Source organism: Vibrio sp. R11-SG3-ISO9 (genome assembly GCF_059834255.1).
In genome coordinates, this window is the sequence record NZ_JCBDGU010000052.1 from 36,586 (window position 1) to 62,798 (window position 26,213).

General features: G+C 45.8%; 22 protein-coding genes and 1 pseudogene. 12 read left to right on the top strand and 11 right to left on the bottom strand.

Annotated elements, in window-relative coordinates:
* Positions 1–54 precede the first annotated feature (54 nt).
* The 4 genes from phnD to AC6R05_RS19315 all read right to left on the bottom strand — a co-directional run bounded on the left by phnD (position 55) and on the right by AC6R05_RS19315 (position 6,188).
* Positions 55–1,095, bottom strand: coding sequence for a phosphate/phosphite/phosphonate ABC transporter substrate-binding protein (gene phnD / locus AC6R05_RS19300; RefSeq protein ID WP_032553435.1), 1,041 nt, complete (start codon positions 1,093–1,095; stop codon positions 55–57).
* Positions 1,096–1,375: 280 nt separating this feature from the next.
* Positions 1,376–2,596 carry a glycerophosphodiester phosphodiesterase family protein gene (locus AC6R05_RS19305; RefSeq protein WP_285407177.1) on the bottom strand — a complete coding sequence of 407 codons (1,221 nt, stop codon included), beginning with the start codon at positions 2,594–2,596 and terminating at the stop codon, positions 1,376–1,378.
* A gap of 332 nt (positions 2,597–2,928) precedes the next feature.
* A complete protein-coding gene (locus tag AC6R05_RS19310; protein ID WP_500648347.1) occupies positions 2,929–4,281 on the bottom strand; it encodes a sigma-54-dependent transcriptional regulator in 1,353 nt (450 codons plus the stop codon).
* On the bottom strand, positions 4,278–6,188 hold the full coding sequence (locus AC6R05_RS19315) for a sensor histidine kinase (protein WP_500648455.1): 1,911 nt from the start codon (positions 6,186–6,188) through the stop codon (positions 4,278–4,280). Before AC6R05_RS19315 ends, AC6R05_RS19310 begins: the two co-directional genes overlap by 4 nt.
* A gap of 471 nt (positions 6,189–6,659) precedes the next feature.
* Between AC6R05_RS19315 and AC6R05_RS19320 the strand changes: the two genes are divergently transcribed.
* Positions 6,660–8,720, top strand: a complete 2,061-nt coding sequence (locus AC6R05_RS19320) for an alpha-amylase family glycosyl hydrolase (RefSeq protein ID WP_500648456.1) — start codon at positions 6,660–6,662, stop codon at positions 8,718–8,720.
* Positions 8,721–8,876: 156 nt separating this feature from the next.
* Here AC6R05_RS19320 and AC6R05_RS19325 read toward each other — a convergent pair whose 3' ends face one another.
* The gene (locus tag AC6R05_RS19325) at positions 8,877–9,719 is read right to left on the bottom strand and encodes an SGNH/GDSL hydrolase family protein (protein ID WP_500648348.1); all 843 of its coding nucleotides are present in this window, start codon (positions 9,717–9,719) and stop codon (positions 8,877–8,879) included.
* A 98-nt stretch (positions 9,720–9,817) separates the two neighbouring features.
* Positions 9,818–10,330 (bottom strand): RNA methyltransferase, encoded by a 513-nt coding sequence (locus AC6R05_RS19330; protein ID WP_285407172.1) that lies wholly within the window; start codon positions 10,328–10,330, stop codon positions 9,818–9,820.
* A gap of 442 nt (positions 10,331–10,772) precedes the next feature.
* On the opposite strand from AC6R05_RS19330, the gene bamE reads away from it, so the two are divergent.
* From bamE to AC6R05_RS19345, 3 genes are all read left to right on the top strand, one after another.
* The gene (gene bamE / locus AC6R05_RS19335) at positions 10,773–11,138 is read left to right on the top strand and encodes an outer membrane protein assembly factor BamE domain-containing protein (RefSeq protein ID WP_500648349.1); all 366 of its coding nucleotides are present in this window, start codon (positions 10,773–10,775) and stop codon (positions 11,136–11,138) included.
* A gap of 462 nt (positions 11,139–11,600) precedes the next feature.
* Positions 11,601–13,262: a methyl-accepting chemotaxis protein gene (locus AC6R05_RS19340; protein WP_032553442.1), complete on the top strand. Its 1,662-nt coding sequence runs from the start codon at positions 11,601–11,603 to the stop codon at positions 13,260–13,262.
* Positions 13,263–13,327: 65 nt separating this feature from the next.
* The gene (locus AC6R05_RS19345; protein ID WP_285465170.1) at positions 13,328–13,546 is read left to right on the top strand and encodes a hypothetical protein; all 219 of its coding nucleotides are present in this window, start codon (positions 13,328–13,330) and stop codon (positions 13,544–13,546) included.
* A 67-nt stretch (positions 13,547–13,613) separates the two neighbouring features.
* Here AC6R05_RS19345 and AC6R05_RS19350 read toward each other — a convergent pair whose 3' ends face one another.
* Together AC6R05_RS19350 and AC6R05_RS19355 are read right to left on the bottom strand one after the other, a co-directional pair.
* Positions 13,614–14,288: an endonuclease III domain-containing protein gene (locus AC6R05_RS19350; RefSeq protein ID WP_500648350.1), complete on the bottom strand. Its 675-nt coding sequence runs from the start codon at positions 14,286–14,288 to the stop codon at positions 13,614–13,616.
* Positions 14,288–15,157, bottom strand: coding sequence for a LysR family transcriptional regulator (locus AC6R05_RS19355; RefSeq protein ID WP_500648351.1), 870 nt, complete (start codon positions 15,155–15,157; stop codon positions 14,288–14,290). The genes AC6R05_RS19350 and AC6R05_RS19355 overlap by 1 nt, the downstream gene beginning before the upstream one ends.
* 71 nt (positions 15,158–15,228) lie before the next feature.
* On the opposite strand from AC6R05_RS19355, the pseudogene AC6R05_RS19360 reads away from it, so the two are divergent.
* Positions 15,229–15,318 (top strand): annotated as a pseudogene (locus AC6R05_RS19360) (DUF3316 domain-containing protein); the annotation flags it as partial.
* A 116-nt stretch (positions 15,319–15,434) separates the two neighbouring features.
* Here AC6R05_RS19360 and AC6R05_RS19365 read toward each other — a convergent pair.
* The gene (locus tag AC6R05_RS19365) at positions 15,435–17,072 is read right to left on the bottom strand and encodes a methyl-accepting chemotaxis protein (protein ID WP_500648352.1); all 1,638 of its coding nucleotides are present in this window, start codon (positions 17,070–17,072) and stop codon (positions 15,435–15,437) included.
* A 240-nt stretch (positions 17,073–17,312) separates the two neighbouring features.
* On the opposite strand from AC6R05_RS19365, the gene AC6R05_RS19370 reads away from it, so the two are divergent.
* Positions 17,313–17,741, top strand: a complete 429-nt coding sequence (locus AC6R05_RS19370) for a DUF3010 family protein (RefSeq protein ID WP_032553447.1) — start codon at positions 17,313–17,315, stop codon at positions 17,739–17,741.
* Between the two features lie 109 nt (positions 17,742–17,850).
* Here AC6R05_RS19370 and AC6R05_RS19375 read toward each other — a convergent pair whose 3' ends face one another.
* A complete protein-coding gene (locus AC6R05_RS19375) occupies positions 17,851–18,753 on the bottom strand; it encodes a DMT family transporter (RefSeq protein ID WP_500648353.1) in 903 nt (300 codons plus the stop codon).
* Between the two features lie 118 nt (positions 18,754–18,871).
* Between AC6R05_RS19375 and AC6R05_RS19380 the strand changes: the two genes are divergently transcribed.
* Positions 18,872–20,287: an aminotransferase-like domain-containing protein gene (locus tag AC6R05_RS19380; RefSeq protein ID WP_500648354.1), complete on the top strand. Its 1,416-nt coding sequence runs from the start codon at positions 18,872–18,874 to the stop codon at positions 20,285–20,287.
* Between the two features lie 136 nt (positions 20,288–20,423).
* Positions 20,424–20,690 carry a hypothetical protein gene (locus tag AC6R05_RS19385; protein WP_500648355.1) on the top strand — a complete coding sequence of 89 codons (267 nt, stop codon included), beginning with the start codon at positions 20,424–20,426 and terminating at the stop codon, positions 20,688–20,690.
* A 38-nt stretch (positions 20,691–20,728) separates the two neighbouring features.
* Here AC6R05_RS19385 and AC6R05_RS19390 read toward each other — a convergent pair whose 3' ends face one another.
* The gene (locus AC6R05_RS19390; RefSeq protein WP_500648356.1) at positions 20,729–21,211 is read right to left on the bottom strand and encodes a hypothetical protein; all 483 of its coding nucleotides are present in this window, start codon (positions 21,209–21,211) and stop codon (positions 20,729–20,731) included.
* Positions 21,212–21,569: 358 nt separating this feature from the next.
* Here AC6R05_RS19390 and AC6R05_RS19395 point away from each other — a divergent pair, with 358 nt between their 5' ends.
* The 4 genes from AC6R05_RS19395 (at position 21,570) to AC6R05_RS19410 (ending at position 26,206) form a co-directional block, all read left to right on the top strand.
* Positions 21,570–22,868: a nucleoside permease gene (locus tag AC6R05_RS19395; protein WP_331441442.1), complete on the top strand. Its 1,299-nt coding sequence runs from the start codon at positions 21,570–21,572 to the stop codon at positions 22,866–22,868.
* Between the two features lie 87 nt (positions 22,869–22,955).
* Positions 22,956–23,978 carry an ADP-ribosylglycohydrolase family protein gene (locus AC6R05_RS19400; protein ID WP_500648357.1) on the top strand — a complete coding sequence of 341 codons (1,023 nt, stop codon included), beginning with the start codon at positions 22,956–22,958 and terminating at the stop codon, positions 23,976–23,978.
* Entirely contained in the window at positions 23,968–24,921 is a 954-nt protein-coding gene (locus AC6R05_RS19405) for a PfkB family carbohydrate kinase (RefSeq protein ID WP_500648358.1), read from the top strand. The genes AC6R05_RS19400 and AC6R05_RS19405 overlap by 11 nt, the downstream gene beginning before the upstream one ends.
* Positions 24,922–24,985: 64 nt before the next feature.
* The gene (locus tag AC6R05_RS19410) at positions 24,986–26,206 is read left to right on the top strand and encodes an L-lactate MFS transporter (RefSeq protein ID WP_500648359.1); all 1,221 of its coding nucleotides are present in this window, start codon (positions 24,986–24,988) and stop codon (positions 26,204–26,206) included.
* The last annotated feature ends 7 nt before the right edge of the window (positions 26,207–26,213 follow it).

The following is a 26,213-nucleotide window of genomic DNA, read 5'->3' on the forward strand; positions in this document are numbered from 1 at the left end:
ATCGACTTAAAACAACTTATTCAGTGAATAAGTGAAAAGGGTATTAGAGAGGAGTTACTGACTGTTTGCTTGTTTCGCGAGCTCAGCTGCTTTTTTCTTCGCGCGTTTCGCCGCATCTTTTTCCGCAAGCTTTTTCAGACCCGCTTTGGTGTAAGCAGTACCCGTTGCATGAGCAATGTCACGAATCACGCCCCACTCTTCTTTGTAAGAGATAGGAGAGAAACGGTCAGCGCCTTTGAATGCTGCGCTCATTTCTGGTGTAAAGCGGTAGCTAAAGAAGGCTTCGTTGATCTTGTCAACAAGCTCTGGTTTCAGGTTGTAAGCGTAGCCAAATGCTGATGTTGGGAAACGTGGACTGCGGTAGATAATTTTAAGCTCAGACGCATCTACACGTCCTGCTGCAACCATGCGGTCGTAAACATCAGAGGCGACAGGTGCTGCATCGTAGTCTCCGTTGTATACACCCAAAATAGATTGGTCATGCTTACCCGAGTAAAGCACCTTGTAGTCTTGGTCTGGTACTAAGCCTTTTGCAGGGAAAAGTGCACGTGGTGCAAGGTTGCCAGAGTTTGATGACGCAGAAGTATGCGCAACCTTTTTACCTTTCAGATCAGCCATCGTCTTGATGCCGCTATCTTTACGCACGATAGTGATTAGGTTGTAACCTTGGAAGCCTGACTCATCACCTTTCACCGCGATTGGTACATAACCCGCTAGGTTAACCGCGTAGCCCGTTGGACCTGTCGAGAAACCTGCAACGTGCAGACGACCAGAGCGCATTGCTTCCACTTGTGCAGAGTTTGAGTGCACAGTGTAGTAAATCACGCGCTTACCTGTGATCTTACTTAGGTGCGCTTGGAAATCCGCAAATGCATCTTTATACAAGGCTGGGTCTTCTACAGGAGTGTAGGTAAACACGAGCGTACTCGGGTCATTCCACTCATCTGGATTTTTAGGCGAGTCTGCCACTAAATCTTGGTTTTCATCACAGTATCGATCGTCTAACACACCACGGCTAGAGCAGTCGTTTGCCATAGCCATTGAAGGAAGTAGTAGGGAGCTAGCGATTAACAGTCCTTTAACACTGATTTTCATATTCAAACCTTACTTTTACTTTTTGTTGAGGGTCGAACCTCTTATTGCACCCTTTGTGCCAACTATTATTTTATTTATTTTCAACAACTTAAAACAAATCTCATTTTAGGTAATTAGATTTGAGTCATTTGTGTCCAAGCTATTAATATGAATTTGGGTCACTTTTGTCCCACAGTTATCAAGCCAAAAAAAGAGCCCGAAGGCTCTTAAAAAATAGATTGAGATTGTCCAATCATAGAGACAGGCAGCTCACTTCATACCGCCCATCTCACCAACTCACTTAGGCTTTTGGTGCCATGCAGTTAGCGTAATAAGTCGTCGTTGCAGGCCAGTCACTGAATACACCTAACACTTCAACGTCTTGCGCTAGTACGTCTAGCATCTTCATCATATCGCCATCGTTGTTGATGCCTTGCTTGACGCTTTGGTAATACCAACCACCACCTTGTGCCAGTGGACCTGAACGCTCAAGTGTCCAAGCAATGATGTCTAAGTCAGCTTGCTTCGCCAGTTTAGCGTAGTCAGACGCAACGATTTGGTTATCTTTATCAAGCTCAACCAGAGCAAACAATGGCGGTGCGATGATGTTTACACCTGCTTTTTGTAGCTCTTTCATGTTCTCAATCGAAGCAACAAAGTCCGCTTGCTCATACACTCGATCGTCTAGATACACCGCTTGTTCACCAAATTTAGGGTTCTCTTTGATCCAGTATTTAACGTCATCCAGGTTGAATGACTGTAGGTAGGCTTCAGACGCATCAAAGCCAGCAGCCTTGACTTCATCCACCAGCTTTTGAGCATACATCTCTTGGCTAAAGCCATTGAATGGCATCTCTACCGCTGCTGATTTCAGCTCCGGTGTCACCTTCACGCCATGTTGCTTGAACAGCGCTGCACTCTCAGCATGGGTCATCAAGGTACCGCTTTGGCTATAAAGATCAGTTCTCCAGCCAGGCGTGCCATTCATGTACTCTTCAACCGTGGTTGCTTTAGGGTTCGCACCGTCCATTTTCCCTTTAAGCGTCTTAAACTCCGCCAAGGTAAAGTCTGTAGTGCGACACTCCACCTGAGCGTCTTCACCCGTTGCAGGGTTAGCTGGTTTAAATGGAACCGTACATTTCTTCGCAAGCTCTGGATGAGCCAACACGTCCGTCGTGGTGTGCAGATCGTTTTGTGAGTGACGGCAGACAAGCTCTTTGTCTTTGGTAAAGGTCACATCACATTCCAAGATGCCAGCACCCATTTGAATCGCAGCGAGATAAGACTCTTTAGTATGCTCCGGGAACTGCATTGGCGCACCACGGTGACCAATAGAGAAGTCACTGCGTTGGAAAGGCCCTTCACTACAACTCAATAGCTTAGTTTTCAGCGGTCCTTCGTCCATATTGTTAATTAAAAAGAGGGGACGAGGTCCAAGGTTGGCAGACTCTTGTGCTGCCCATGCTGTCATCGAACTCACGCCGAGTATTAAAGCAATTGAACCTTTCAGAATTTGCTTCATGTTTGTATCTCCTTGCAACAAGCAATTATTTTTTACTTTCCTTAATTTGGCCATTCAGTCTCCACCTTAACGCTTCCGCTCATCAATAAAAGATACGGATGCAATAAGGAGACTGATAGCCTGCCTGCGGCTTAAACCATAATGCTTATACGCAGCAATGGCTTTAAGCCGCAATGGTTTAGTGCAGGCATTGTGCCAAATGTTAAAAACCTTATATTACAAACACTTGAAGTGGATATTAATTTATTGATTAATTAAATGGGTCATTACTGTCTTATCAGTTTTATCCTTTTCACCCTGACTATGTTTGGAACGAACTATGTTTTGAACGACTATATTTTGAAACTCTCTTTATCAAGCTGATGCTTTTTCATTTTTCGGTACAAGGTTTTACGCGGTAAGTTAAGCTTGTTAGACACATCGTTGATGTTGCCAGCGCTCTCTATCAAAGCTTCTGTTAACACGTTACGCTCGTACTGCTCCATCTGTTTCTCAAATGCAAATTCACCACTGGTCGATTCACAGCTTGGCGATTGCAGATCAAAACCATCCCCCACAATACCCAATACAAAGCGGTCTGCGACATTACGGAGCTCACGCACGTTGCCCGGCCACTCATGTCGACACAACTGCTGGATCTGCTCAGGGTAAATTGTCGATGGACGAGTCTTGTATTTGTGGCTAGCTTGAACAACAAAGTGTCGAAACAGCAGTTGAATGTCCTCTTTACGATGACGTAGAGCCGGCAGATTCAGACTAGCGATATTCAAGCGATAGAAAAGATCGGCTCTAAACTCACCCAACTCACTCAGGCTAGCGAGATCGGCTTTGCTTGCCGCAACCACAACAATATCAACAGGGATCAATTCATTCCCGCCGACACGTTCAATGGTTCGCTCCTGAATCACTCGCAGCAATTTGATTTGCACCGCGATAGGCATACTTTCGATTTCATCAAGGAATAGGGTTCCACCACTCGCCTGCTCTATTTTGCCAATGCGTTTTTTATTGGCACTGGTGAACGACCCTGCCTCGTGGCCAAACAGTTCACTCTCAATGATGCTCTCTGTCATACCGCCACAGTTAATCGCTACAAACGGTTTGGCTTTTCGTCGGCTAAATTGATGAAGCGCCCTTGCTATCACCTCTTTACCAGTACCCGTTTCACCATTAATTATGGTATCCACACCTGTGTGTGCTAAAGCGAGAACCTGTTTGCGAATACTCTCCATGCCCTTTGATTGACCGATAACGACAGACTCGATTGGTAGGTCACTCTCTTCACTCTCACCAGAGGTTTGAGAGCTGCTGCTCTGACATTGCGCTAGTGCGAGATTGAGCTTCTCTACCAACTCACCGGTATCCAATGGTTTTTCTAAGAAATCAAACGCACCCAGCTTCATCGCTTCAATCGCCATAGGTATGTCACCGTGACCACTCATCAATAACACTTGTACGTTCGGTGCTCGGTGTTGAATCGCGCTAACCAAACTCAACCCATCGATTTTCGGCATTCGAACATCACTCAACACCACAGACTGGCTGCTTCCCTTCAACGACTTGAGTGCCAAATTAGGGTCGGTGTAACTGGTGACGTTGAATCCCTCGAGCTCAAGCATTTCACTCACCGCTTCGACAACGTCCAGTTCGTCATCAATCAAAATAATGTGGTTGTCTTGGGTCATGAGTGTGTGCCTTTTGGTAGAGTGACGATGAAAGTTGTGCCTTGGTGTTCTTGAGATTCCACATGAATCGAACCACCAAAGTCTTTTATGATGTTGTAAGCAATGGACAAACCAAGTCCGAGCCCTTTTCCAGAGCTTTTTCGTGAATAAAATGGGTCAAACAAGTGCGGGAGATCCTCTTGAGGAATACCTAAACCGTTGTCTTTGACTGATACTTCGATGGTCTCTGAGTGCTCAGAGGTAGAAATGATTAACTTAGGTTGTTCTTTGTGCTCGATAGCATCTAACGCATTGCTAATTAGATTCACCAAGACTTGTTCTAAACGGATACTATTGGCTCGAACCAACAATGACCGATGTGGTGAATACTCAATGTTGACTCCACTTTGGCGAGTCTCAAACAAGTCAATCGCATCGCTAATCACATCGTTCAGTACAACACTGGTTAGCTTGCCATCGCTCTTACGCGAAAATGCTTTCAGGTGACGGGTAATCGCTGCGACTTTCTCTAGTAATGTCTCGATCTTCTGCAGGTTGTTCGCCGCCTTATCCGGACGTTCTTTTTCCAACCACAACTGTGCACTGCGAACATGGCTGTTTACTGCAGTCAGAGGTTGATTGATTTCATGTGTAATGCCGACACTCAACTGCCCCAAAGCCGCAAGCTTACCTGCTTGAATCAGCTCATCTTGGGTCACGCGCAATTTCTCTTCAGCAATAGTGCGCTCGATAACCTCAGCTTCGAGCTTACGATTGGTCTGTTTCACAACCTTAGCGGTGGTTTGGAACACTCTTAAATACTTAGCCATTTGCGTCACTTCATCGCGACCGCGAATCGCGACTTCGGTATCTAGATGCCCAGTAGAGATAGCGAACATGTTGTCTTTTAGTTGCAAGAGGCGCTCTAAAACACTCTTTCGCACATAGAACCAAGATATCGCCGCTGCGGCTAATACGCTAAACAGGGAGAGAAACAGAGACAGTCGCTGATTTGAAAGCAGAGACTGTTGAGCTTGTTGAATGGATTGATCGATATTGCCATTCACCTTGCTGGTGTGGCTTTCAATTTGAACCGTGAGCTGGTTAAGGTGCTCTCGGCTATTTTGTAGAAAGTACATCTCTTGATAGCGGTGATCGAGTGCCTTGTTTTTTAACTGGTACAGGGTGCTCGTGCTGGACGCCAAGCTGTAGATCACCATCAACTGTTCATCCAGATCAGGAAATTCACTCCTTAGATCACCACTCGCCCAAATGCTCCACCACTCTTCACCGACCTGCTCTAGGCGGTATCCAGTGTAGTCCAGCTCATTAAAACTTGAATCGTTGTAGAGCTTCTCGACCAAACCCAATTGATAGTAAAGCAGCGCCTTTAACTGAGCGAAATCAATCTGTTGTTTGCTCGATTGAGGGAGTTCATCGAGTGCGTCACTGGCTTGTTGAAGCAATGGGTAGAAACCTTCTAACAGGTTACGTAACTCTTTGTTGAGCTGCTGCGACTCTATTTCACTCTGATAGAGCAAGCTCAAGCTATTGTGAACTTGTGAGATAAGATCCTTGAAGTAAGAATGGTAGTCGGGAAATTGAACCATGATGCCTTTCATCTCCGAAATGGCCTGTTCAATTCGCAGCATCGCTTGTTGGCGCTCTAGGTTGGATTCAGCACCACTGAGTTGGGAAGAGGTTGTGATGACTTCTCTGACTCTGTCGTTCAGGCGAGCCGCATTATCTAGCGCAGGGATCTCTTGCTCTTTCAGCTCAACAAGGCGCTGATTGAGAATATCAAAAGTGAAACTAGAAAAGACCGAAAGAAAGATCGTTGTCATCGACAGCATCGCTAAAGCCAACACCAAACGCAATTCAATGCCTTTCCAATTGAACCACCTTCGACGTGAAAACTTCGCCCGCAACGTGGGTTCAAAGCGATATTCATCGTCTACAAACTGGGAAGAATCACTACTCACATTCTTTACTCTTTCTTATCGAACAATTCAAAGTAAGCGTCAATGATTCAAAGAGTTAGGATGTTAAATAAGCCACGCCAACCAAGCGTATTGTTTTAGAGAAACAATGAAATCGCCCACAATCATTAACATTTCACATAAAACACCATAACAATTCTTTTATAAAGTACAGACTGTGTATTTTGCGATAACAGAAAGTGACCTCGTAGACAGAACCAAAATTGTGTTAGGTCGAGGGTTATTGGAAAAGCGTTCCAACAAACTATTTTTACTCAACTGCATACCTTTTATCGGTGAATAAATTTGCACCAAATCATACTCCGCGTGGTGAAATGTAAATTTATTGTGACTGAGATCTCTCAGCCCTTTTTCTCATCCTCAGCCCTTTGATTTATGGATGATTTGCCTCTGTTTCACTTGGTCAATAATGAAGCAAAACACAATAATAAGGACTTGAACGTGAAACGCACCCTAACTACGACGGCTTTAGCGGTTTCTTTCGCACTCTTAGCTGGATGCCAGTCTACAACCGAGACCTCTGAGCAGGTCGACCTCAATGCCTACCAATGTCAAACCACACACAGCGCTGAAATCAACGACCTGCGCATATACCAAGTAATGGTCGAAAGCTTTGTGAATGGCGATGACTCTATCGGGCACGGTACCGGCTACGGCACTAGCCACCATAAAGGCGATATTCAGGGCATCATCGACTCACTCGATTACATTCAATCGCTGGGTATGAACGGTATTTGGCTAACACCTATCTTCAATTCTGAGCCTGTTGCAGGACAAGATCACTGGGCAGATAGACTTGATGCAACGGGCTACTTTGCCACTGACTATTTCAGTATCGACCCACGATTCGGTACGTTAGAGCAAGCTAAACAGCTAGTAGAAGAGGCGCACGCTCGCGGCTTATACGTATTCTTTGATGGCGTATTCGGTCACCATAAAGGTAATGTTGCGCCTTCACCTACTGGTAAACTACCACAAGGCGAGAACAACCCTGTCGCTTACCCAGAGAGTTTAGAGTTCTACAAAGAGGTCGCGACTTACTGGATCAAAGAACTTAAGATTGATGGCTGGCGTCTTGACCAAGCGTATCAAGTACCAAAAGACGCATGGGCAGAAATTCGTGAGAGTGTCGATGTCGCCTCTGCAGAAGTTGAATACGTAAACTCAGAGGGTGAAACCGTTAATCCACTGGGTTACATGGTTGCTGAGATTTGGGCGGGAGAAAACCGCATTATCGAAACAGGCTATGGTACTAATAGTTCTCCAGCACTTTGCTCTGCGTTTGACTTCCCTGTGCGTTACCGCTTAACAGAGACGCTTGCTGTAAACGAAGCCGGTGTTGGTGGCAAAGGCGGTGAGTGGCTAGCAGAAGGCATGTCATTACACTCACTTTATCCAGACCACGCAAAACCAAACCTTATGATTGGTAACCACGACTTAGTGCGCTTTGGTGACTTACTGCAACGTGGCGATATAGCTTCACCAGAGGACGATGAATACTGGCAACGATACAAAGCAGCTTTCTCATTCCAAGCCGCTTACACAGGCCCAATCACCACTTACTACGGTGATGAGATTGGTGATCAGTTAGATGGGTTTGCTGACAAAGTATGGGAAGATTGTGCCATTCCAGGACTGTGTGACGACCACGTGGCGCGCACCAGCGGTAAAGTCGAAGGGGTAACAGCTGACCTCAATGCTCGCGAGCAAGATCTCAAGCAGTATGTGACAACTCTGATGACACTTCGCCAGGACCACCCGGCACTGTCTCAAGGTAAGCGAACCCACCTACTTGCTAACGAATCCGTTTACGTCGACCACAAAGGTGCCGGCAACGAAGCGATCATCTATGCCATTAACGTCACTGACAAGCCATACACACTAGAGCTCACGAAGAAACAATCTGGCTCTGACGCTGGACTGAGCGACCTGCTCACTCAAGACAAAATCGCCGCATCCGGTGACAGCTACCAAATTGAGCTAGCACCATTTGAAGGTCGATTCTTGAGCGTAGATAAACCAAGTGCTGCAGGACCTGTCGCTGCGGCGATGGCGAGCGCGCCAGTCTCTGGCCAAGGCTTTATGGCTCAGTGTGATAACCCTGTCGTATCTGAAGCGGGCCCAGTAAGCAGCAAGCTATACGTTGTAGGCAACTTCGCGGACTCTGGCTGGAAACACAAAGAAGGTCGAGCCTTTACCTATCGTGGTGACAATACCTATCAAGTTGTGACTAACGAGAAACCGGGCAGCTACCGCATGCAATATGCGTCTAAATCTTGGTCTCCGCAGTACACGGCTGATGGCCTGAATATCAAACTAGGCCAAGAGACGGCACTAACCAAAGGCGGTTATGGTAAAGATACAGCTGTTACCATCCGTGACGGCGGGAAGTATGTTTGGAGCTTGAAGTTTGATGATGCAGGTAAGCCACTGCAAGTTATGGCTTCAAAGTGTCCCTAGTCTCAACAACAGCATCAACGACACGTATTAGCGCCTATTTAGCTGGCTAATCGCCGGCTAGCAATGCTGATTAAACGAATCGGCTAACTCAAATATGGTTCCCCGCCATAATGAGTTAGCCGATTTTTTATGTGCTAACTATTTAAGGTTTTCTGTTTAATCGCTGGATAATGATTGATGCACAACCGGTACAAGTAGGCTCGACCATTGTTGATAAGCTTTGGCATTCAGGTGCAGGTCATCGCAGCTGAAATCATCCAATAGCACACCATTGGGCGCCAAAACTTCATTCACATCTAAGAACTGAACCCCATTCTCATGACAATAGCTTTTTAGCAGGCTGTTCAGTTCTTCAACTTGAGTATTCAAACCTTGAAGGCTTTCACCAACAAAAAGCGTTGATTGAACAACGACCTTAATCCCTTGCTTGAGCCATGTGTCTACGATCTCGACATAGTTTGTGAAAGCTTGCTTGACAGAGTAGCCTTGAGCAAGGTCGTTGATACCCGCCATAAAGCAGATCAGCTTGGGATTCACGTTCAAGGTCGTGTCTATTCGTCTTAGCATGCCAGCGGTTGTATCTCCGGCTAAACCTCGATTCACCATAGATATGTCTCGGAAGATATCAGCCCAAGGTGCCCACTCAGTAATCGAGTCTCCAAATACCACCAAATCCGCTTGGGGTGCAAAATGACGGTGGTTATCCGACGTCAGTACATAGCGGCTCATGCTGTGTCCTCGCTGTTGAATTTCAGATTGTCTGATCACTGCTTCCAAGAGCACAGCATCCGGTGTTTGGTCGTCAAACTGCGCCAAAACCTTTTCAATATGCGGTTTCAAAGGGCTTAACTGAGTATCGAGTGCGTGTTGGTCTTTGAGTGAAGCGAGTTTTTCAAGCAATGAGTATAAGGTCCCTCTGTGCTCGAGGGATTGATAGAGCGAATAGAGGTCAAGGACAGGTTGGTTTTTTAAAGCCGTAAGAAGTTTTTCATCTTCCATGTGTTATCTAGCCTTTCATCGGAGAAGAGTGTGACCACATCATACCCGCTAAGAAATCACTTAGATAACACATGAATCAACAACAGCTCGAGTTGTTGCTATTTTTCTTTCACTAGAAGGTGATTGCGGTTATCACGGCTCTTTTTAATAAGTTCGTTGCTTTCGTCCATATCATCAGACTTAGCCAATCTATCGTAAAGAAGTACATTCACAGTTGCCGCTAAGTTCATACAACCAACCGTCGGTACATACACAACATGATCAGCGCGATCTGCAACGTCTTGAGAAATCGAACCGTCTTCTGGACCAAAGATGTAGATAGCGTTCTCTGGGTGTTGGAACCTTGGTAGCGGCGTCGCGCCTTCTGCTAGTTCAACACACACAATCTTTGTCTCTGGGTCAAGGTCATCGAGAAATGAATCAACCCCGATCAGTGGAATATTGCGAGTTGCACTCTTGGTATCAGTATGAAATTTGGCTGCTTTTTCATAACGTTGACCAGTGTATTTAACTTCATCCACTTGATAACAGCCTGCAGCTCGCATCACAGCGCCAACATTGGTTGGGCTTTTAGGATTCGTTAAACCAATCGTCACCTGGCTTTTCTTCATGAATGTACTCACTTAAATCAATAACGGCGTGACTGGATTGTCACAGAGCGCCGCATTCTAGCAAAGCGCAACCTCTATCAAAAGCCATTCTTAGCCTTGTCGCATTGATGGTAAATGGTCAAATAAACAACAAACAGTTTACTGATTAAATTTAATTACACGAATCCAATTATTTACCTTAACTATTCAATTGCAATAATCATTTTCTATACCCATGCAATAAATAACAAACGGATTAATAAAGAACACTTATTAAACGAGAAATGCTCAACTATTGATCATCCAAGTTATAAATACAAAAGCTCACAAATAAAATGAAAAGGCAATACAACACTACAAGTAATATATTCAATTTATTTTATGGATTATTCTGTATTTCTCGTATCTTGAAGCACTTTATATTTTTTAAGAAAGTACCCGAAACATTCACAGAGAGGTATTTATGTTTAAAAAAGCTTCTGCACTTTTACTAGCTGTTATGTTAACAGCGTGTGCTTCACAAGGTACTAAGATGGACGACGAGACCATCAGCAAGGTTGAGAAAGGCCAAACGACTGAACAGCAACTAATCGACATGCTAGGCGAACCAACATCGACAGGTTTCTCTTCAGATGGCTCTAAACAGCTGACTTATACCTATTCAAGTGCATCTAGCAATCCAGCATCTTTCATCCCATTTGTTGGGTTCCTGTTCTCTGGTGTTGATTCAGAAACTCAGGTGCTTTACATCACTCTGGATAAGAAAGGCAAAGTTTCAGATTACACATATAGCGAACAAAGCACTGAAACTAAAACTGGCTTACTATAATTAGACGACAACGTCAGCTGGCTTAATTAAGAGTCAATAACCGTTATTGGCTCTTATTATTTTTATCTAGCATTTTAACTACAGTGAAAAAGGTCATTTAATTCACTCAAATAAACAGTCCACACAGCATCTATATCAACTCTCATGCTATGAGCATATGCACGTAAATATGCTTATCTATTCACAAATAGCTCTACCAATAGTTCTTCATTTTTTCCCTTCTTCCCGCAATTTCTTGTGACATGTTGCTCACACATTCAGCAAAAAGTTAACCGCTGTCAAATTTATAGAACAAAACTATGCAAACGTAACGTTTAGACCAATGGCGCATTTACATTTTTTAAACAGACAAATACTGTAAAACGATATGTACCATTTTTTGAGCAGTGTGTCGCAAAGCTCATCTGTTCAATCGGTCTTGTGACCTAATAAAAAACAATATCTCTGCAGTAGGAAGTCTTTATGAGTCTAACCATCAAAAACCGCCTCTATATTTTGTCTTTTATCCCTTTACTCTTTATGACACTGGGGATGATTTATGTAAGCTATCTAAAGACAACCGAACTCACCGCTGAGCAGGTCAACTCTACTCGCACCAATATGATGGAAATGAAGCAGAAAGAGTTGAAGTCTTATCTGCAAATGGCTGAATCATCGATCGCCCCCTTCTTGCAAAGAGGTGCGACCCTAGAAGAGGCCCTACCGACTCTACGTCAGCTCGAGTATGGCGAGTCAGGTTACATCTTTGGTTACGACTCTAAAGGTGTGCGTGTTGTGGTTGGTCAAAGCACCGATGGTATTGGGAAAAACTACTTCAATCTGCAGGATAAAAAAGGCAACTACCTGATTCAAGACCTGATCCGAAACTCGAAGAGCGGACAATTTACCACTTACTACTTCCCTAAATTAGGCGAGACCGAAGCGCTACCAAAGCTGAGCTACTCCGTCTTTATTCCTCAGTGGGACTTAATGCTCGGCACGGGTTTCTACACCGATGACATTGATGCCGTCATCGCTGAAATGGAAGCGAGTTCTAACCAAGCACTACAGAGCACGATCACAGCGATCAGCTTGTTCTGTGGCCTGATCGCCGCGATCGTTGCTGTCTTCGCTGTAGGTATTAACCGAACTATTATGAAGCCAATCGAACAGCTGGATCGCTCTATCAGCTCGTTTGCAAGTGGTGAGGCCGATTTGACTGCTCGTATGGAGCCATTCCGTGCCCCTGAATTTGCTCGCCTAAGTGACAACTTCAATGCCTTTGTTGCAAGCCTTCAAACCATTATTCGCAGCGTGAGTGATGTTGGCCAGCAAGTGGTAAACGAAACAAATAGTATGTCAGCTCGTGCTGCTCAAGTAGATGAACTGGCAAACGGTCAACGTGAAGAGACAGAGCAAGTCGCTACCGCGATGACAGAAATGACCACCACGGCTCAAGAGATTTCCAGCAACGCGAGCCAAGCGGCGAATTCCGCGAAGCAAGCAGAGAACAACGCACGTGAAGCACAAGAGATTGTAAACGCGGCGGCTGAATCTGTGGCTGGCTTGGCTTCTGAGGTATCCGAAGCGAACACTGTCGTATCTCAGCTTGAAGGTGATGTGCAAAACATCTCGTCTTCCCTCGCGGTTATCCAAGACATTGCCGAACAAACTAACCTACTGGCATTGAACGCGGCTATCGAAGCGGCGCGTGCAGGGGAACAAGGTCGCGGCTTTGCCGTGGTTGCTGATGAAGTACGTAAGCTTGCAAGCCGCACTCAAGAGAGTACCGGTGAAATCCACACCATGATCGAACAATTGAAAGCAGCCTCGGATGCCGCAGTTAAAGCGATGGATTCTAGCCAAAACCGCAGTGCTCAAACGGTAGAAGAAGCTAACGCTGCTGCTGAGGCGCTGGCGCGAATTCAGGAGTCGATTGATACCATCATGGACATGAACTCTCTCATCGCCACTGCGACCGAAGAGCAGAACATTGTTGGCCAAGAAATTTCACAACGCGTGGTGGTTATCTCTGACTCAAGCTCTCAATCGGCAACACTAGCCAATGAAAACCGTGCTGGCAGTCAGAACCTGAATGATCGTGCAAACGAGTTGTACCACTTAGTCGATCGATTCACTGTTTAGTCTACTATTTAAATCAATGCCCTTGCTCAGTTGAGTAAGGGCTTGATGAAATAAGGGGACTATCGATGTTCAATTCAGATAAGAAGAAGGTTAAAGAGCTACTCATCGCAACAAAATATGGTGTTTCTGCTTCAGAGATGATGACCATTATCGGTGTTGAACAGACCAAAGCGATGAAGTGCATTCAACAGCTAAAAGAGGATGGCGAGGATATCCACACTCTTGGGGAAGGCACCAATCCTGATGAGCTGGTTTTATACTCAATTGGCGAGATTGAACCTTAATTGGACATCGAAAGAAACAGCGTAACAAAGCGATAGTTCGACACTTTTCATTATCGCTACTTCTGTATTAATGAGATAAAAGTGCTCCTTTGCAACGAATAGCTAAGGGGCATTTTTCACATTTGGGCTTGGGGTGGCAAAACTGCTGACCATGCTCGACCAGTAAGCCATGGTAATAGCCGTAGGTCTTAGTATCAGGTGGAATCACAGCTTCCATCAAATCATGAAACCTCTCATAAGACTTAGGAACATCCAAACCGTTTCGCTCAAAGATTCTTCTCGCGTACGCATCAATCACGAATGATGCCTTTTTAATGGCATAAACCAAAATCGCGTCTGCCGTTTCTCCACCAATGCCTTTCACCGCAAGCAGTTGCTGTCTCAAAACGTTCGTTTCTTGAGCTCGCACAGTTTGTATATCGTAACCATAATCAGCAAACCACTGCGTCATTGCCTTAAGTTTTAGAGCCTTTTGGTTGTAGTAACCACTGGAACGAATGGCTTGTGCCAGCGTATCAAGTTCCATTGCGGCAACCTGCTGTGGCGTAATCGTTTTACCTAAGTTATCGAGCGCCTTTTCGGCATTCTTCCAATTCGTATTTTGAACCAGAATCGCCCCCATCATGATCTGATAAGGATCGCTGGTCGGCCACCAGTCAAACCAACCATAGTGCTCTTCAAGACCACGAAACACGTCTCGAATTAATCTCGAGTCTTGTTCCGTGACTTGGCGAGTTTTCATCAATCTAGATTCTCAGCGAGAAAGTCCACCAGCAGGCGAACTTTAGAAGAGAGGTTACGGTTTTGAGGATAGAGCGCCCAGATCCCCTCTTTGTCATCTCGGAAATCCGACAGCACTTCCACCAACTCTCCCGACTCTAGATCATCGCTCACATAGTATTCAGGTAACTGCACTAAACCAATGCTCTGCTTTGCGGCATCGAGAAGTGCTAAACCGCTGTTACATTTAATTCGGCCATTAACACGTACCGATCGTGGCTGGTCATTTTCTTTAAATCGCCAATGCTCAAAGCCACCAACCAAACACTGATGATTAGCAAGCTCTGACAAAGTATGTGGTTCGCCATAATGCTCAATGTACTCAGGGCTTGCACAGACATAGAGCTGCCTCTGAGATAGGCGTTTGGCAACCAGGCTAGAATCTTCCAGTCGCCCTAAACGAATAGCAACGTCGACCCCAGAATCAATGAGATCTAACTTTTGATTGGTTAGCATCAACTCAAGCTCTACTTGAGGGTACTGAGTCAAAAACTGATGCAGCAAAGGCGCAAGCTGACGTTCACCATAAGTGACAGGTGCTGTGACTTTCAAAAGGCCCTTTGGGGTCGATTGCATCTGAGTTACTGCAAGCTCTGCTAACTCCAGCCCTTCCACCAACTGTTTACATTGTTGATAGTAAAGCTGACCCGCTTCGGTGAGAGACACTTTACGTGTCGTTCGATTGAGTAATTTAACGGCTAGTCGCTCTTCCAAGCTCGCGACACGACGGCTTATTTGTGCAACAGAGGTCGACAGCTTATTAGCAGCACCGGTAAAACTTTCTCGCTCAGCCACTGCTACAAACTCACTTACCCCTTCCCAATTCGCCATACGATTACCTGTTATTGATGTTATCTACTGCTAAGTCTATTGAATTAACCCATTTAAGTCATCTTGATTCACGCATCGACACTATAAGTGGTGATGTGCATTATCAAGCGGCTATCACTGTCGATTATCGCTACACCTATAAAGATGGTCGCAGTAGCTAAGTTTGTTGAGGCGAAATAGAAAAGCCCGCATTTACTGAAAAGTAAGTGCGGGCTTTTTTAGTTTAGACCTTCATAACAGGCCGCTTAATCTGTTATCAGTTAAGTCTCTTCAACAACTACACTTCAAACTGAGATACTAGTCGGTCGAGTGATTCACACTGCTCTGCCAGAGCCATACATGCATTCTCTGCACTGCTTGCCATCTCAACCATCTGAGCAGTACTTTCAGCAATGCGTTGAACGTTTTGATTCACCTCTTCAGACACATGAGATTGCTGAGAAGCTGCCGTTGCAATCTGCGTGTTCATCTCGTTCATCATCCCGATTGAGTTACTGATCTCAGCTAAGGAGGCCGCTGCAGTTTCTGCTTGAGTAATGGTTTTCTCACCACTCTCTTTGCTCTCATTCATCACGCTAACAGCTTGCTTCGCACCTTGTTCAAGGCGTTCAATCATGGATTCAATCTCGCCTGTACTGTCTTGCGTTTTGCTTGCTAGTGCACGAACTTCGTCTGCAACCACAGCAAAACCACGCCCTTGCTCGCCTGCACGCGCCGCTTCAATCGCTGCATTAAGAGCCAATAGGTTGGTTTGCTCGGCAATACCTTTGATAACACCCAGAATTGAAGCGATGCTTTTCACATCCGTATCAAGGTTATGTACCACGCCACTTGCATTCTCAATGTCACTAGCCAAGCGTTCAATCGAACCGACAGTTAACGCTAGAGTGCTGTTCGTTGACTCAACTTCGCGCGTCGCAGTATTACTTGCGGTTGCAGCGTCCAGAGCGTTACCACTTACCGCGGCACTGGTTGCTTGCATTTCATGTACCGCCGCTGCAACCACTTCACTCTCTTGCTGCTGGTTAGCCGAGAACTCCGCTACGCTCTGAGTCAAAGATTTAATGTTTTCCATCTCTGAACGAACAGCGTTTGAAGCAAAGATAACTTGCTCAACCGTTACATGGATTTTGCCAACAAATTCATTGAATGCAGCACTCAGGCGCGCAATTTCATCACTGCCTTCAACCTTCATACGCTGAGACAAGTCACCATCACCAGACGCGATTTCGCTCATCGCTTTCTCAACATCTTGAATCGGTTTAACGATAAAACGGTTTGATAACCAGAGTGCAAAACATGCGGCCAGAATCGCGACCCCCATACCCACTTCGATAACAATCTTGCTGGATTCAATCGAATCATTCGCTTGCTGGCGAAGCTCTGCTTGTTTTTTCTCGATTAACGAGCGAACAGACCAAAGCTGGTTACGGATAGTTTCAAACTCGGCATCAAGCACAGGCGTAAATTCGCGATTATAAGCGTGGGCATTTGCTGGATCCGCAAACATAGGCTCATGAAGATCAACCCAACGGCTCATTGAAGAGACCAACTTGGTCAACTCATTTCGAGACGAGCGATCGAGAACGCCTGCATCATACAGCTTCTGTACACTCTCAAAGCGTGGAACGGCTTTATAAGCATTGTCTTTGAACTCAAACGTCTGGTAATCGATCGACGCCTGATCTTTCGCTAACAAAAGCCCTTGTGCCGCAGAGATAACTTGGTAGATATCGCGATAGCCGTCTTCTAGATTCTCTAATACAGGTTGCACGACATTGTTAAGTTCGTGATTGATCGCGGCCTGTTGGTTCGACTTAATCACATTTAGAATGGTGACTGCAGAAAAAACGGCGACGATCACCAGCAGCGGAATTGCGATCTTACTGCGGATGGAAAGGTTATTGATGCTCATTGGTCCTCTTAAACCGTACGATATTTAATGGTATTCATATAATATATCGTATACGGATTAATTCGCGCCACGAATTTGTGAAGTTGGTCTCATAGCAAACGTTGTCGCAAATTCGTTCGCTTACAACTCATCCAGATGTAAACACGCAAACCAAATAACAACACCTAATTCCCGCAATTCACTGGCGATATGAGGCAATTCAACCCATAATGTACGGCTGTTAAATCGATAGGTAAAAACATGAAAATTTGTGGCGTTGAAATCAAAGGTAATGATGCGATCATTTGTCTACTTTCTCTTTCAGATGGTGTGTTCAACATCCCTGATTGCCGCGTTTCTAAAGTCGCAATCAGCGACGCAAATGACACGCAAAAAATGAAGGACTTCCAGTTCTCTTTCGCAAAACTGATGGAAGATTACCAAGTTGAGAAGGTTGTAATTCGCCAACGTCAAACCAAAGGCAAATTTGCAGGTGGTGGCCACGGCTTCAAACTAGAAGCGGCTATTCAGCTGATTGATGGCCTAGATGTGGAAGTTGTAGCACCAGCGGCAATCAAAGAGAGCCTAAAGCACAACCCACTGATGATGAAGTTCAAAGAGACTGGCCTAAAGCAGTACCAAGAAGCGCCATTCACGACAGCTTACGCTTGCTTAATGAGAAAAGCGTAACGCTAACCTCTTAGAGGTTTACCCCTGGGTCCTACCTTAGAAACTAAAAGAGCCCACGACGGGCTCTGTTTGTTGATGCATACTATCCACTCTTCTTTGGTCGCTTTGTCTACAGTCTCACTTGAACCTTTCTTTTCAACCCCAATGATAAGTTTGGCTTTTTAACCACTAAATAAACCGAAATCGCAGCCAGCGCAAAGCCTAAAGCACCGTAAAAGTCAAAAGACTCACCGAACATCAACCAAGCTTGAATAGCTGTTGTTGGAGGAACAAGGTAAAACACAGAAGCAACACTCGATGCTGCACCGTGTTCCACCATGTAGAGCAGCAGCAGAATCGCCACACAAGACAACACAACGACTAGCCAAACCATGGTTAATGAAAATTCCACGGTCCAGTTGACCTGCATCGTCTCAAAACTCATCGCATAAGGCACAAACAAAATGGTTGATGCAAAATACTGCACCATCGCACTGCCTACCATATCCACACCTTGGCAGAAACGTTTCTGATAAAGCGTACCGAACGTAATGCCCACCAAGGCGAGAACACACAACAACACCGCTTCTGTTTTATGAGCATCCGACTGCCACTCGATGTTGCCCATCAGCACCAAGCTAATGCCAGAGAAACCGAGCACCAAACCCAACCATTGAGCCCAATTAAAGCGTTCAACAGTAAACGTCACAATCATGATGGCAGTTAGTATTGGCTGCAGGCCAACCAGAAGCGCGCTTAATCCAGCAGGCATGCCCATATCAATCGCTAGATAAGTCCCACCAAGATAGAAGCCATGAATCAGTATGCCAACCACGCAACTGTGAAAGAACGCGCTGCCACGAGGCATATTGCGTTTGAGCAGTGCAAGCAAAAGCACGAACAACAGGACATTGGCGATCATACGAAGAGACAGCAAGGTCGCAGGCTCCGCATACTGCAAACCAAACCGCGCACCGACAAAGCCGGACGACCATAAAATAACGAAAACAAAGGGGATAAATTTAATCAACACGACAAAACTCTGGTCAACGATTCAACAATACTGTTACCTTAGTTGGGTACAGATACAGATTAAAGATACAGTTTGAATGTTTTAGATGGTTACAGATTTTGTGGATAGGGAGAATTAGGTGGGTATCAATAAGTACTTGGCAGTAGAGCAACACATTAAGAATCAGATAGAGGATGGGATTTTACACGTTCATGATCGTCTCCCTTCCATTCGCCAGCTGAGCACACAACTTAACATGAGCAAAAACACGGTCATTAGAGCCTACCAAGAGCTGGAAGCGACAGGACTCATCTATTCTGTACCTAAATCTGGTTATCGAGTGCAGGAACTCAAACTCGTTACTCTCAAAAATAACAGCCGCCCACAGAAGGTGGATCTGTTATCAGTCACTCGCTCCGTCCTGTCACGCCCAGATGGCAAGCTCAAACTCCTCACTGGCTCTGCACACCCTAATGTCAATAACCCAGCGATACGCAGCCTTTATGCCGAAATAGGCCGACATAGCCGCCTTCAAACACAGTTACCCGGTTACTACCAGTTGCCGCCCGGCGATGACCAGTTAGTGAAACAGATCCTTAAGATCACCCAAGACATTGGCGTTCCTGCCAGCGCCAATGAGATTGCCATCACGCATGGCGCTCAACAAGCGATTAGCCTCGCACTGAGAGCACTAACCGAACCGGGCGATGTCGTGGCAGTCGAGTCACCATGTTACTTTGGTAACTTACTGCTGCTGGAGTCATTGGGACTTAAAGCACTGGAGATCCCGACTAGCGTTCATTCCGGGATTGATATTAGCGCCCTACAAGACGCGATTGAGAAATGGCCGGTAAAAACGGTACTGGTGACGCCCAACTTTGCTAATCCAACCGGCTCTCGCATGCCTTTGAACAACAGAAAGGCGCTATTAGAAATCACAAAGCAGCTGCCCATTATTGAAGATGATGTGTTTGGTAGCTTAGCCTACGATGCACCGCTGCCAAGCCTAAAAGAGCTCGATAAAGATGGTCGCGTGATCTATGTGAGTTCACTATCAAAAACACTCGATTCTAGATTACGCATCGGTTGGCTACTCTCAGGACAATATCAACCACAGATTGAAAAGTTTCTTCTGTGCGACAACATGGGCAGCTCGAATCTAATGCAGTCTGCCGTTGGGCAATTCTTAACTTCAGGTCGATATCGTAGTCATATCGCTAAGATGAAACGCCTCTATCAAACCAACTATAAACAGTTTCATACAGCGCTCACGGAGTCACTAAACCAATACCCGCAAGTCAAAGGGCGCTATCACCTATCCCGCACGGAAGGCGCGTTTCTGATTTGGTTAACCTTGCCCGATTCGTTCGACAGTTATGAGCTCTATTTAGACTGTTTAGAGCACAAATTGGGTATTCTGCCGGGAACGGTTTTCGGTACAAATGATCAATACAAACATTGTGTTCGATTCAGTGTTGCCAACCTAGAAGAGACCAAAGAGTGGCGAGAAGGAGTTGAGATAATGGCGAGATTGATTGCCAAACAATTGGATTGAGAGAACGAACATAAGTTGATCTATGCGTAAGCCAGTTTAAGCGTTATCCATGTATAAGCATTAAACTGCCTTACTCCCTAGTGAGTGAAGCCACCATTAAAATTTGCCGGTCAATAACGTCGTACAGAGGATTATTATGTTCCGGCTCGCATCTCTTTCATGGTGGTTTTTCGCCTCTTCAACAGCCTTCAGTAATGGCAATAGCCTCACTCAATATGAGATCGCCATCAGCAAAACCTATAATGTTGAAAAGTCGTCCCTCTCTCAGAGTGATGCAATGCTCACAGCGACTAGCTTGTGCCAGACACAGGGCAAAGAAACACAGGTAATGCGAATCAGCAACCGCATTGAAGAGCAGATGCAAACCACTACGGTAAACTTTTCCTGTATCGACGTTCCTTAAAGGCCCCTGCTTCTGGCGACCCAGTTTGTCGCCAGTAATTACACTTTCATGCTAAATCCGAAGTAAATCCCTTCAATTCGCGACATATCTCTGTCTTTCCAGTTGTCCAATGTGTCGTGAATTCGGTAGCCAAGTTCCATTTTCATGTTCTCTACCGGTTCGAAAGTTGAGCCAAATTGACCTCCAGCCAACACGCCATCATCCCTTTTGGCGAAACTATAACCAGTCGATACGCCGCCGAAAATTGCCCATTTTGAGTCGAAGTTATAGACATAATCATAAGAGCCAGTCGTAGTCGTGTAGTCTGACTTCATACTGTGCGCCACTCCTAACCCCCAACGATGCCTATCGTCGATCAAGGCATGATAGCCGACCGCAGGCGTAAACTCCGACTCATTCAATGCGGTGTAACCATCGAGTACACCTAAACTCACAAAGTGTTCAACGTCATCACTCACCGCAAATGCTGCACTCACCGCGAACCCTGACAACATCACAGCGGGGACCACAAAGTACTTCATTCTTTCTCCAAAATATAAAACATTGTTCAATTACAGGTTGCAATAACGGCTTCTGAAGGAAAATAAAATGAAAAGTAAAAAGAGACCAACAGAGCCAATAGCTTATGCAACAACTAAAAACGCGAGAGACTCTAAGCCCTCAAGCAATCTAATTGTCAGAGCTAGGCAAACTTTCCTTTGAAAAACGACCAGTTAGCGAATAAATGACCACCCAGCGCCACTTAACCTAAGATCAAAGAGACAAAAGATCGTCAACGATTGCGATAAACAGATCACAAAACAACCCACTTGGTATTGTATTGGTATTATCATTTAAAATACCATCAATGCGTACCCTACAGTACCAAAGGACAAAATAATGAAAATCACAAACATCAAACTCTCTTCAATGATGTTCATTGAATGGTTTATCTGGGGCGCATGGTTTGTTCCCCTATGGCAAATACTTAATACCAATGGATTTACCCCAACGGAGATCGCATGGTCTTATGCTTGTACGGCAATTGCTGCGATCCTGTCACCGATCCTTGTTGGATCTATCACTGACCGCTTCTTCGCTGCGCAGAAAGTACTTTCTGTTATGTTGATTGCGGGTGCAGTACTCATGTACTTGGCCGCGCAACAAACTGAGTTCGCCACCTTCTTCCCACTTCTGTTGCTGTACTCGCTGACTTACATGCCAACGATAGCGCTTACCAACAGTATCGCTTTTTCGAATGTAGAAGATGTAGAGCGAGACTTCCCGCGTATCCGTGTAATGGGCACCATTGGTTGGATTGCTTCTGGTATTGCGATCGGTTTCCTTCCTGGATGGTTGGGCTACGGCGATATCTCATCGAGCAACATCCCACTGATTCTGACGGCGCTAGCTTCTGCGGCTCTTGGTATCTTCGCACTCACGCTGCCTGATACACCACCAAAGAGCACTGGCAAGCTTAGCCTTAAAGTGATGCTTGGCCTTGATGCTATCGTGTTGTTGAAAGACAAAAACTTCTTAGCTTTCTTTGTTTGTTCTTTCATGTTCAGCATGCCGTTGGCGTTCTACTACATCTTTGCAAACGGCTACCTAACTGAAGTCGGCATGAGCAACGCAACGGGTTGGATGACCTTAGGTCAGTTCTCTGAAATCTTCTTCATGCTGGCTCTACCCTTCTTTACTAAACGTTATGGTATTAAGAAGGTATTACTTCTTGGTCTCTTCACTGCAGCAGTCCGTTACGGCTTCTTCGTCTACGGTAGTGCAGAAACGTGGTACCTATACTCACTGCTATTCGCCGGCATTCTGCTACACGGTGTGAGCTATGACTTCTACTTCGTGACCGCTTACATTTACGTAGACAAAAAAGCACCTGCTCACATGCGTACCGCGGCACAAGGTCTTATCACTTTGGGTTGCCAAGGTATCGGTAGTCTATTGGGTTATCGCTTAGGTGGTGTGCTGATGGAGAAAATGTTTGCCTACGACGAACCACAAAATGGGCTCACGTTTGACTGGGCAGGTATGTGGGGCTTCGGTGCCATCATGATCGCCATCATCTTGGTCATCTTCATGTACTTCTTCCGTGAACCAAACGGCGAGATCAAAGAGATCGAGATAGACAATCAAGCGGGTAATAACCCATCCGAGCAGACCCAAGCGGAAAAAGCTCAAGCATAATTTTATACCTGCTCAGCCTCTATCCTAGCCTTCATTATCGCTAGAGGCTGAGTAGCTTTTAGATAACCTATTTTTTGGTAAAGTAAGATGAACATTTCAAAACAAGACAGAATTTTGGGTACTTTTTATGGTCAGGCACTGGGCGACTCGATGGGAATGCCTTCTGAGCTATGGCCACGCAGCCGAGTGAAAGCACACTTCGGTTGGATTGACCGCTTCTTACCGGGCCCAGCAGAAAACAACGCCGCTTGTTATTTTGATGCTTGCCAATTTACCGATGACACCTCTATGGCGCTTGCTCTAGCAGATGCGATCATTGAGTGTGATGGCGAGATCAACCCAGACATTATTGCCCGTAACGTTCTAAGCTGGGCAGAAGGGTTTGATGCTTTCAATAAGAACATCTTTGGTCCAAGTTCAAAAGCTGCAATGCGCGCTATCAAAGAGGGCACATCCATTGAAGAGCTAGAAAACAATGGCGTGACCAATGGTGCTGCCATGCGTGTATCACCAATGGGTTGTTTAGTCCCAACCACCAGCTTGGACACTTTCATTGATCAAGTAGCATTAGCTTCAAGCCCAACACACAAATCGGATGTCGCGATTGCTGGTGCAGTTGCTATAGCTTGGGCGGTATCGAAAGCAATTGAAGGCCATAGCTGGAATGCGATTAAAGACCAGTTGCCTGCCATTGCCAACGCTGCTCAAACTAAGAATGTCACCACATTCAGTGCTTCGATGGGCGCTCGAATTGAACTCGCACTTATGGTGTCTTCTGAGAATAGTGGTATTGAAGAGCGTATGGAGAAGATTTACAACTTGGTAGGTGCTGGCGTGAGCACGATTGAGTCCGTTCCTGCAGCTATTGCCATGGTTGAACTGGCGCAAACTGATCCTAACCGCTGTGCCATCTTATGTGCCAACCTAGGTGGGGATACCGATACTATCGGAGCAATGGCAACAGCGATCTGTGGTGCGTTGAATGGTATTCAAGCGATTGACACTGAACTCAAACAACAACTCGATGACGAAAACCAGCTCGACTTTGCTGGCTACGCTGCAACCTTCTTGCGACTAAGAGAAATTAAGGAGAAAGAGTATGCCTCATAACGCACTTATTTCGCTTATTCCAACACTTAAAAATATGCGTCAACTGTGTTTGGTTGGCGCGGCAGTGGTCGACATCGTAACCGAAACCCCCGCCCTACCAGAGCGCGGAACCGACGTAGAACTCACAGAAAAAGGCATCCATGTTGGCGGCTGTGCATTGAACATCGCAATTGCGCTGAAACAACTCGATGTTGAATCAACCAATGCGCTGCCGATCGGTCAGGGTCAATGGGCAGACATCATCACAGCATCCATGGCTGAAAAGGGCATTCACAGTAGCCTAAAAGACAGCTCTGGAGACAATGGTTGGTGTCTGGCTCTTGTCGAACCTGATGGTGAAAGAACCTTCTTGTCGGTAAGTGGCGTAGAGAATAACTGGAGCGCTGAAACACTCAATCAGCTATCCCTTGAAGATGATGCCATTATCTATCTCTCTGGGTATCAGCTCTCTTCAGCATGTGGCGAACAGCTCATCTCATGGCTTGAAACGCTACCAAGCACTATCGACCTATTCATCGATTTCGGTCCGCGTCTTGGCGACGTACCTCCAACACTGTTTAAACGACTCATCGCACTCAAACCGATTGTGTCATTAAATCGCCAAGAAGCCGAAATACTCGGTATGCAAGAGGTTAATACCTTTGTAGAGGAGTGGTACCGCAACTACGCCTGCCCACTGATTTTACGTATCGATAGTGATGGTGCGCTATTCGCGACAGCCGAAGGTTATGGCAACGTAGCGCCATTTAGAGCGACAGTCGTCGACACAATCGGTGCAGGTGACACTCACGCAGGTGGTGTACTTGCAGGGCTAGCCTCTGGTTGGGAACTGGCCGATGCCATTCTACTCGGCAACGCGGTCGCTTCATATGTGGTGAGCCATGTTGGTGGTGACTGTGCCCCTAACGTCAATCAAATCACCCAATACCTCGAGCAGTATTAAGCCTAAATCCAACTCACAAGGCTCAGTTTCGCTGAGCCTTTTTTATACCCTTCTGGTCATTAACATGAACAATAAAGCAAAAAAGATCTTACTCGCTAGCTGCGGGATCAATCTCTGTATTGGTGTGCTCTATACATGGAGCGTGTTCAAGAATGCGTTGGTTGAACAAGGCTGGAACAACACCCAAGCCTCAATGCCCTACACTATCACCATCATTACGTTGTCGATTGCCTTACTCATCGCCGGACGTATTCAGGACAAAATAGGTCCCAAGCGAGTGTTAATGACGGGTATCTTATTGGCTGGCCTTGGCATGGTATTGGCCAGTCTTTCATTAACACCCATTAATCTTAACTTAAGCTTTGGTGTAATCACTGGCGGCGGTATCGGTTTCGCATACGCCTGCCTAAACCCAACGGCGATGAAATGGTTCCACTCGTCTCAGAAAGGGATGGTCAATGGCCTGCTCGCCACCGCTTTCGGATTGGCAGCGATCTATTTGGCACCACTCACCAGTTATTTGATAGACACTTATGGCTTGGAACTCAGCCTTAGATATCTCGGTATGGGGCTGATTATAATTGCCTTCCCGTTGGCTTGCTCGATTACCAATCCACCAGCCGACTATCAAGCACAAGGAAAAACGGTTCAAAAGAACCAAGCGACTAGTCAAAACAATTTCGCTTGGCGTGAAATGCTCGCTACCAAGCAGTTTTACTTACTATGGCTAACCTATGCATTTGGAGCAGCAGCGGGGTTAATGATCATCGCTCACATCACCTCTATTGCGGCGCAGCAAGCAAACATCATGCAAGGAGCGTATTTGGTGGTGACCCTTTCCATCTTCAATTCTGCAGGCAGGTTTGTCTCTGGTGTACTCAGTGACAGAATTGGTGGTCTCAAAACGCTCGCAATTGCCTTGGCTCTGCAAAGCATCAATATGCTCGCTTTCAGCCAATTCGTTTCAAGCCAGACACTGATGTTCGGCGCTGCTTTAGCGGGCATCGGTTACGGCACTTTGTTAGCGGTATTTCCATCGATCATGGCGGATCTCTATGGCTTAAAGAACTTCGGTGCAAACTATGGCGTGCTTTACACAGCATGGGGGATTGGCGGCTTTATCGGCCCAATGCTCGCGGCTATCTCTGTTGACTGGTATGGCAGCTACACTTTAGCGTTTGGCATTTGCGCGGTGCTCGTCTCTGTCGCTGTAGTTCTCACTTTTCAGGTTAAGCCGATATCCGCTAACAGCCTTACACCCAAGGCACTGAATGCAACAGTGTAATCGGCAA

Coding starts and splice junctions, on each gene's coding strand:
- AC6R05_RS19310 (WP_500648347.1), bottom strand. CDS start 4,281: ATGACCCAAGACAACCACATTATTTTGATTGATGACGAACTGGACGTT.
- phnD (WP_032553435.1), bottom strand. CDS start 1,095: ATGAAAATCAGTGTTAAAGGACTGTTAATCGCTAGCTCCCTACTACTT.
- AC6R05_RS19370 (WP_032553447.1), top strand. CDS start 17,313: ATGAAAATTTGTGGCGTTGAAATCAAAGGTAATGATGCGATCATTTGT.
- AC6R05_RS19410 (WP_500648359.1), top strand. CDS start 24,986: ATGAACAATAAAGCAAAAAAGATCTTACTCGCTAGCTGCGGGATCAAT.
- AC6R05_RS19325 (WP_500648348.1), bottom strand. CDS start 9,719: ATGGAAGATGAAAAACTTCTTACGGCTTTAAAAAACCAACCTGTCCTT.
- AC6R05_RS19350 (WP_500648350.1), bottom strand. CDS start 14,288: ATGAAAACTCGCCAAGTCACGGAACAAGACTCGAGATTAATTCGAGAC.
- bamE (WP_500648349.1), top strand. CDS start 10,773: ATGTTTAAAAAAGCTTCTGCACTTTTACTAGCTGTTATGTTAACAGCG.
- AC6R05_RS19365 (WP_500648352.1), bottom strand. CDS start 17,072: ATGAGCATCAATAACCTTTCCATCCGCAGTAAGATCGCAATTCCGCTG.
- AC6R05_RS19390 (WP_500648356.1), bottom strand. CDS start 21,211: ATGAAGTACTTTGTGGTCCCCGCTGTGATGTTGTCAGGGTTCGCGGTG.
- AC6R05_RS19345 (WP_285465170.1), top strand. CDS start 13,328: ATGTTCAATTCAGATAAGAAGAAGGTTAAAGAGCTACTCATCGCAACA.
- AC6R05_RS19405 (WP_500648358.1), top strand. CDS start 23,968: ATGCCTCATAACGCACTTATTTCGCTTATTCCAACACTTAAAAATATG.
- AC6R05_RS19400 (WP_500648357.1), top strand. CDS start 22,956: ATGAACATTTCAAAACAAGACAGAATTTTGGGTACTTTTTATGGTCAG.
- AC6R05_RS19385 (WP_500648355.1), top strand. CDS start 20,424: ATGTTCCGGCTCGCATCTCTTTCATGGTGGTTTTTCGCCTCTTCAACA.
- AC6R05_RS19340 (WP_032553442.1), top strand. CDS start 11,601: ATGAGTCTAACCATCAAAAACCGCCTCTATATTTTGTCTTTTATCCCT.
- AC6R05_RS19305 (WP_285407177.1), bottom strand. CDS start 2,596: ATGAAGCAAATTCTGAAAGGTTCAATTGCTTTAATACTCGGCGTGAGT.
- AC6R05_RS19395 (WP_331441442.1), top strand. CDS start 21,570: ATGAAAATCACAAACATCAAACTCTCTTCAATGATGTTCATTGAATGG.
- AC6R05_RS19355 (WP_500648351.1), bottom strand. CDS start 15,157: ATGGCGAATTGGGAAGGGGTAAGTGAGTTTGTAGCAGTGGCTGAGCGA.
- AC6R05_RS19330 (WP_285407172.1), bottom strand. CDS start 10,330: ATGAAGAAAAGCCAGGTGACGATTGGTTTAACGAATCCTAAAAGCCCA.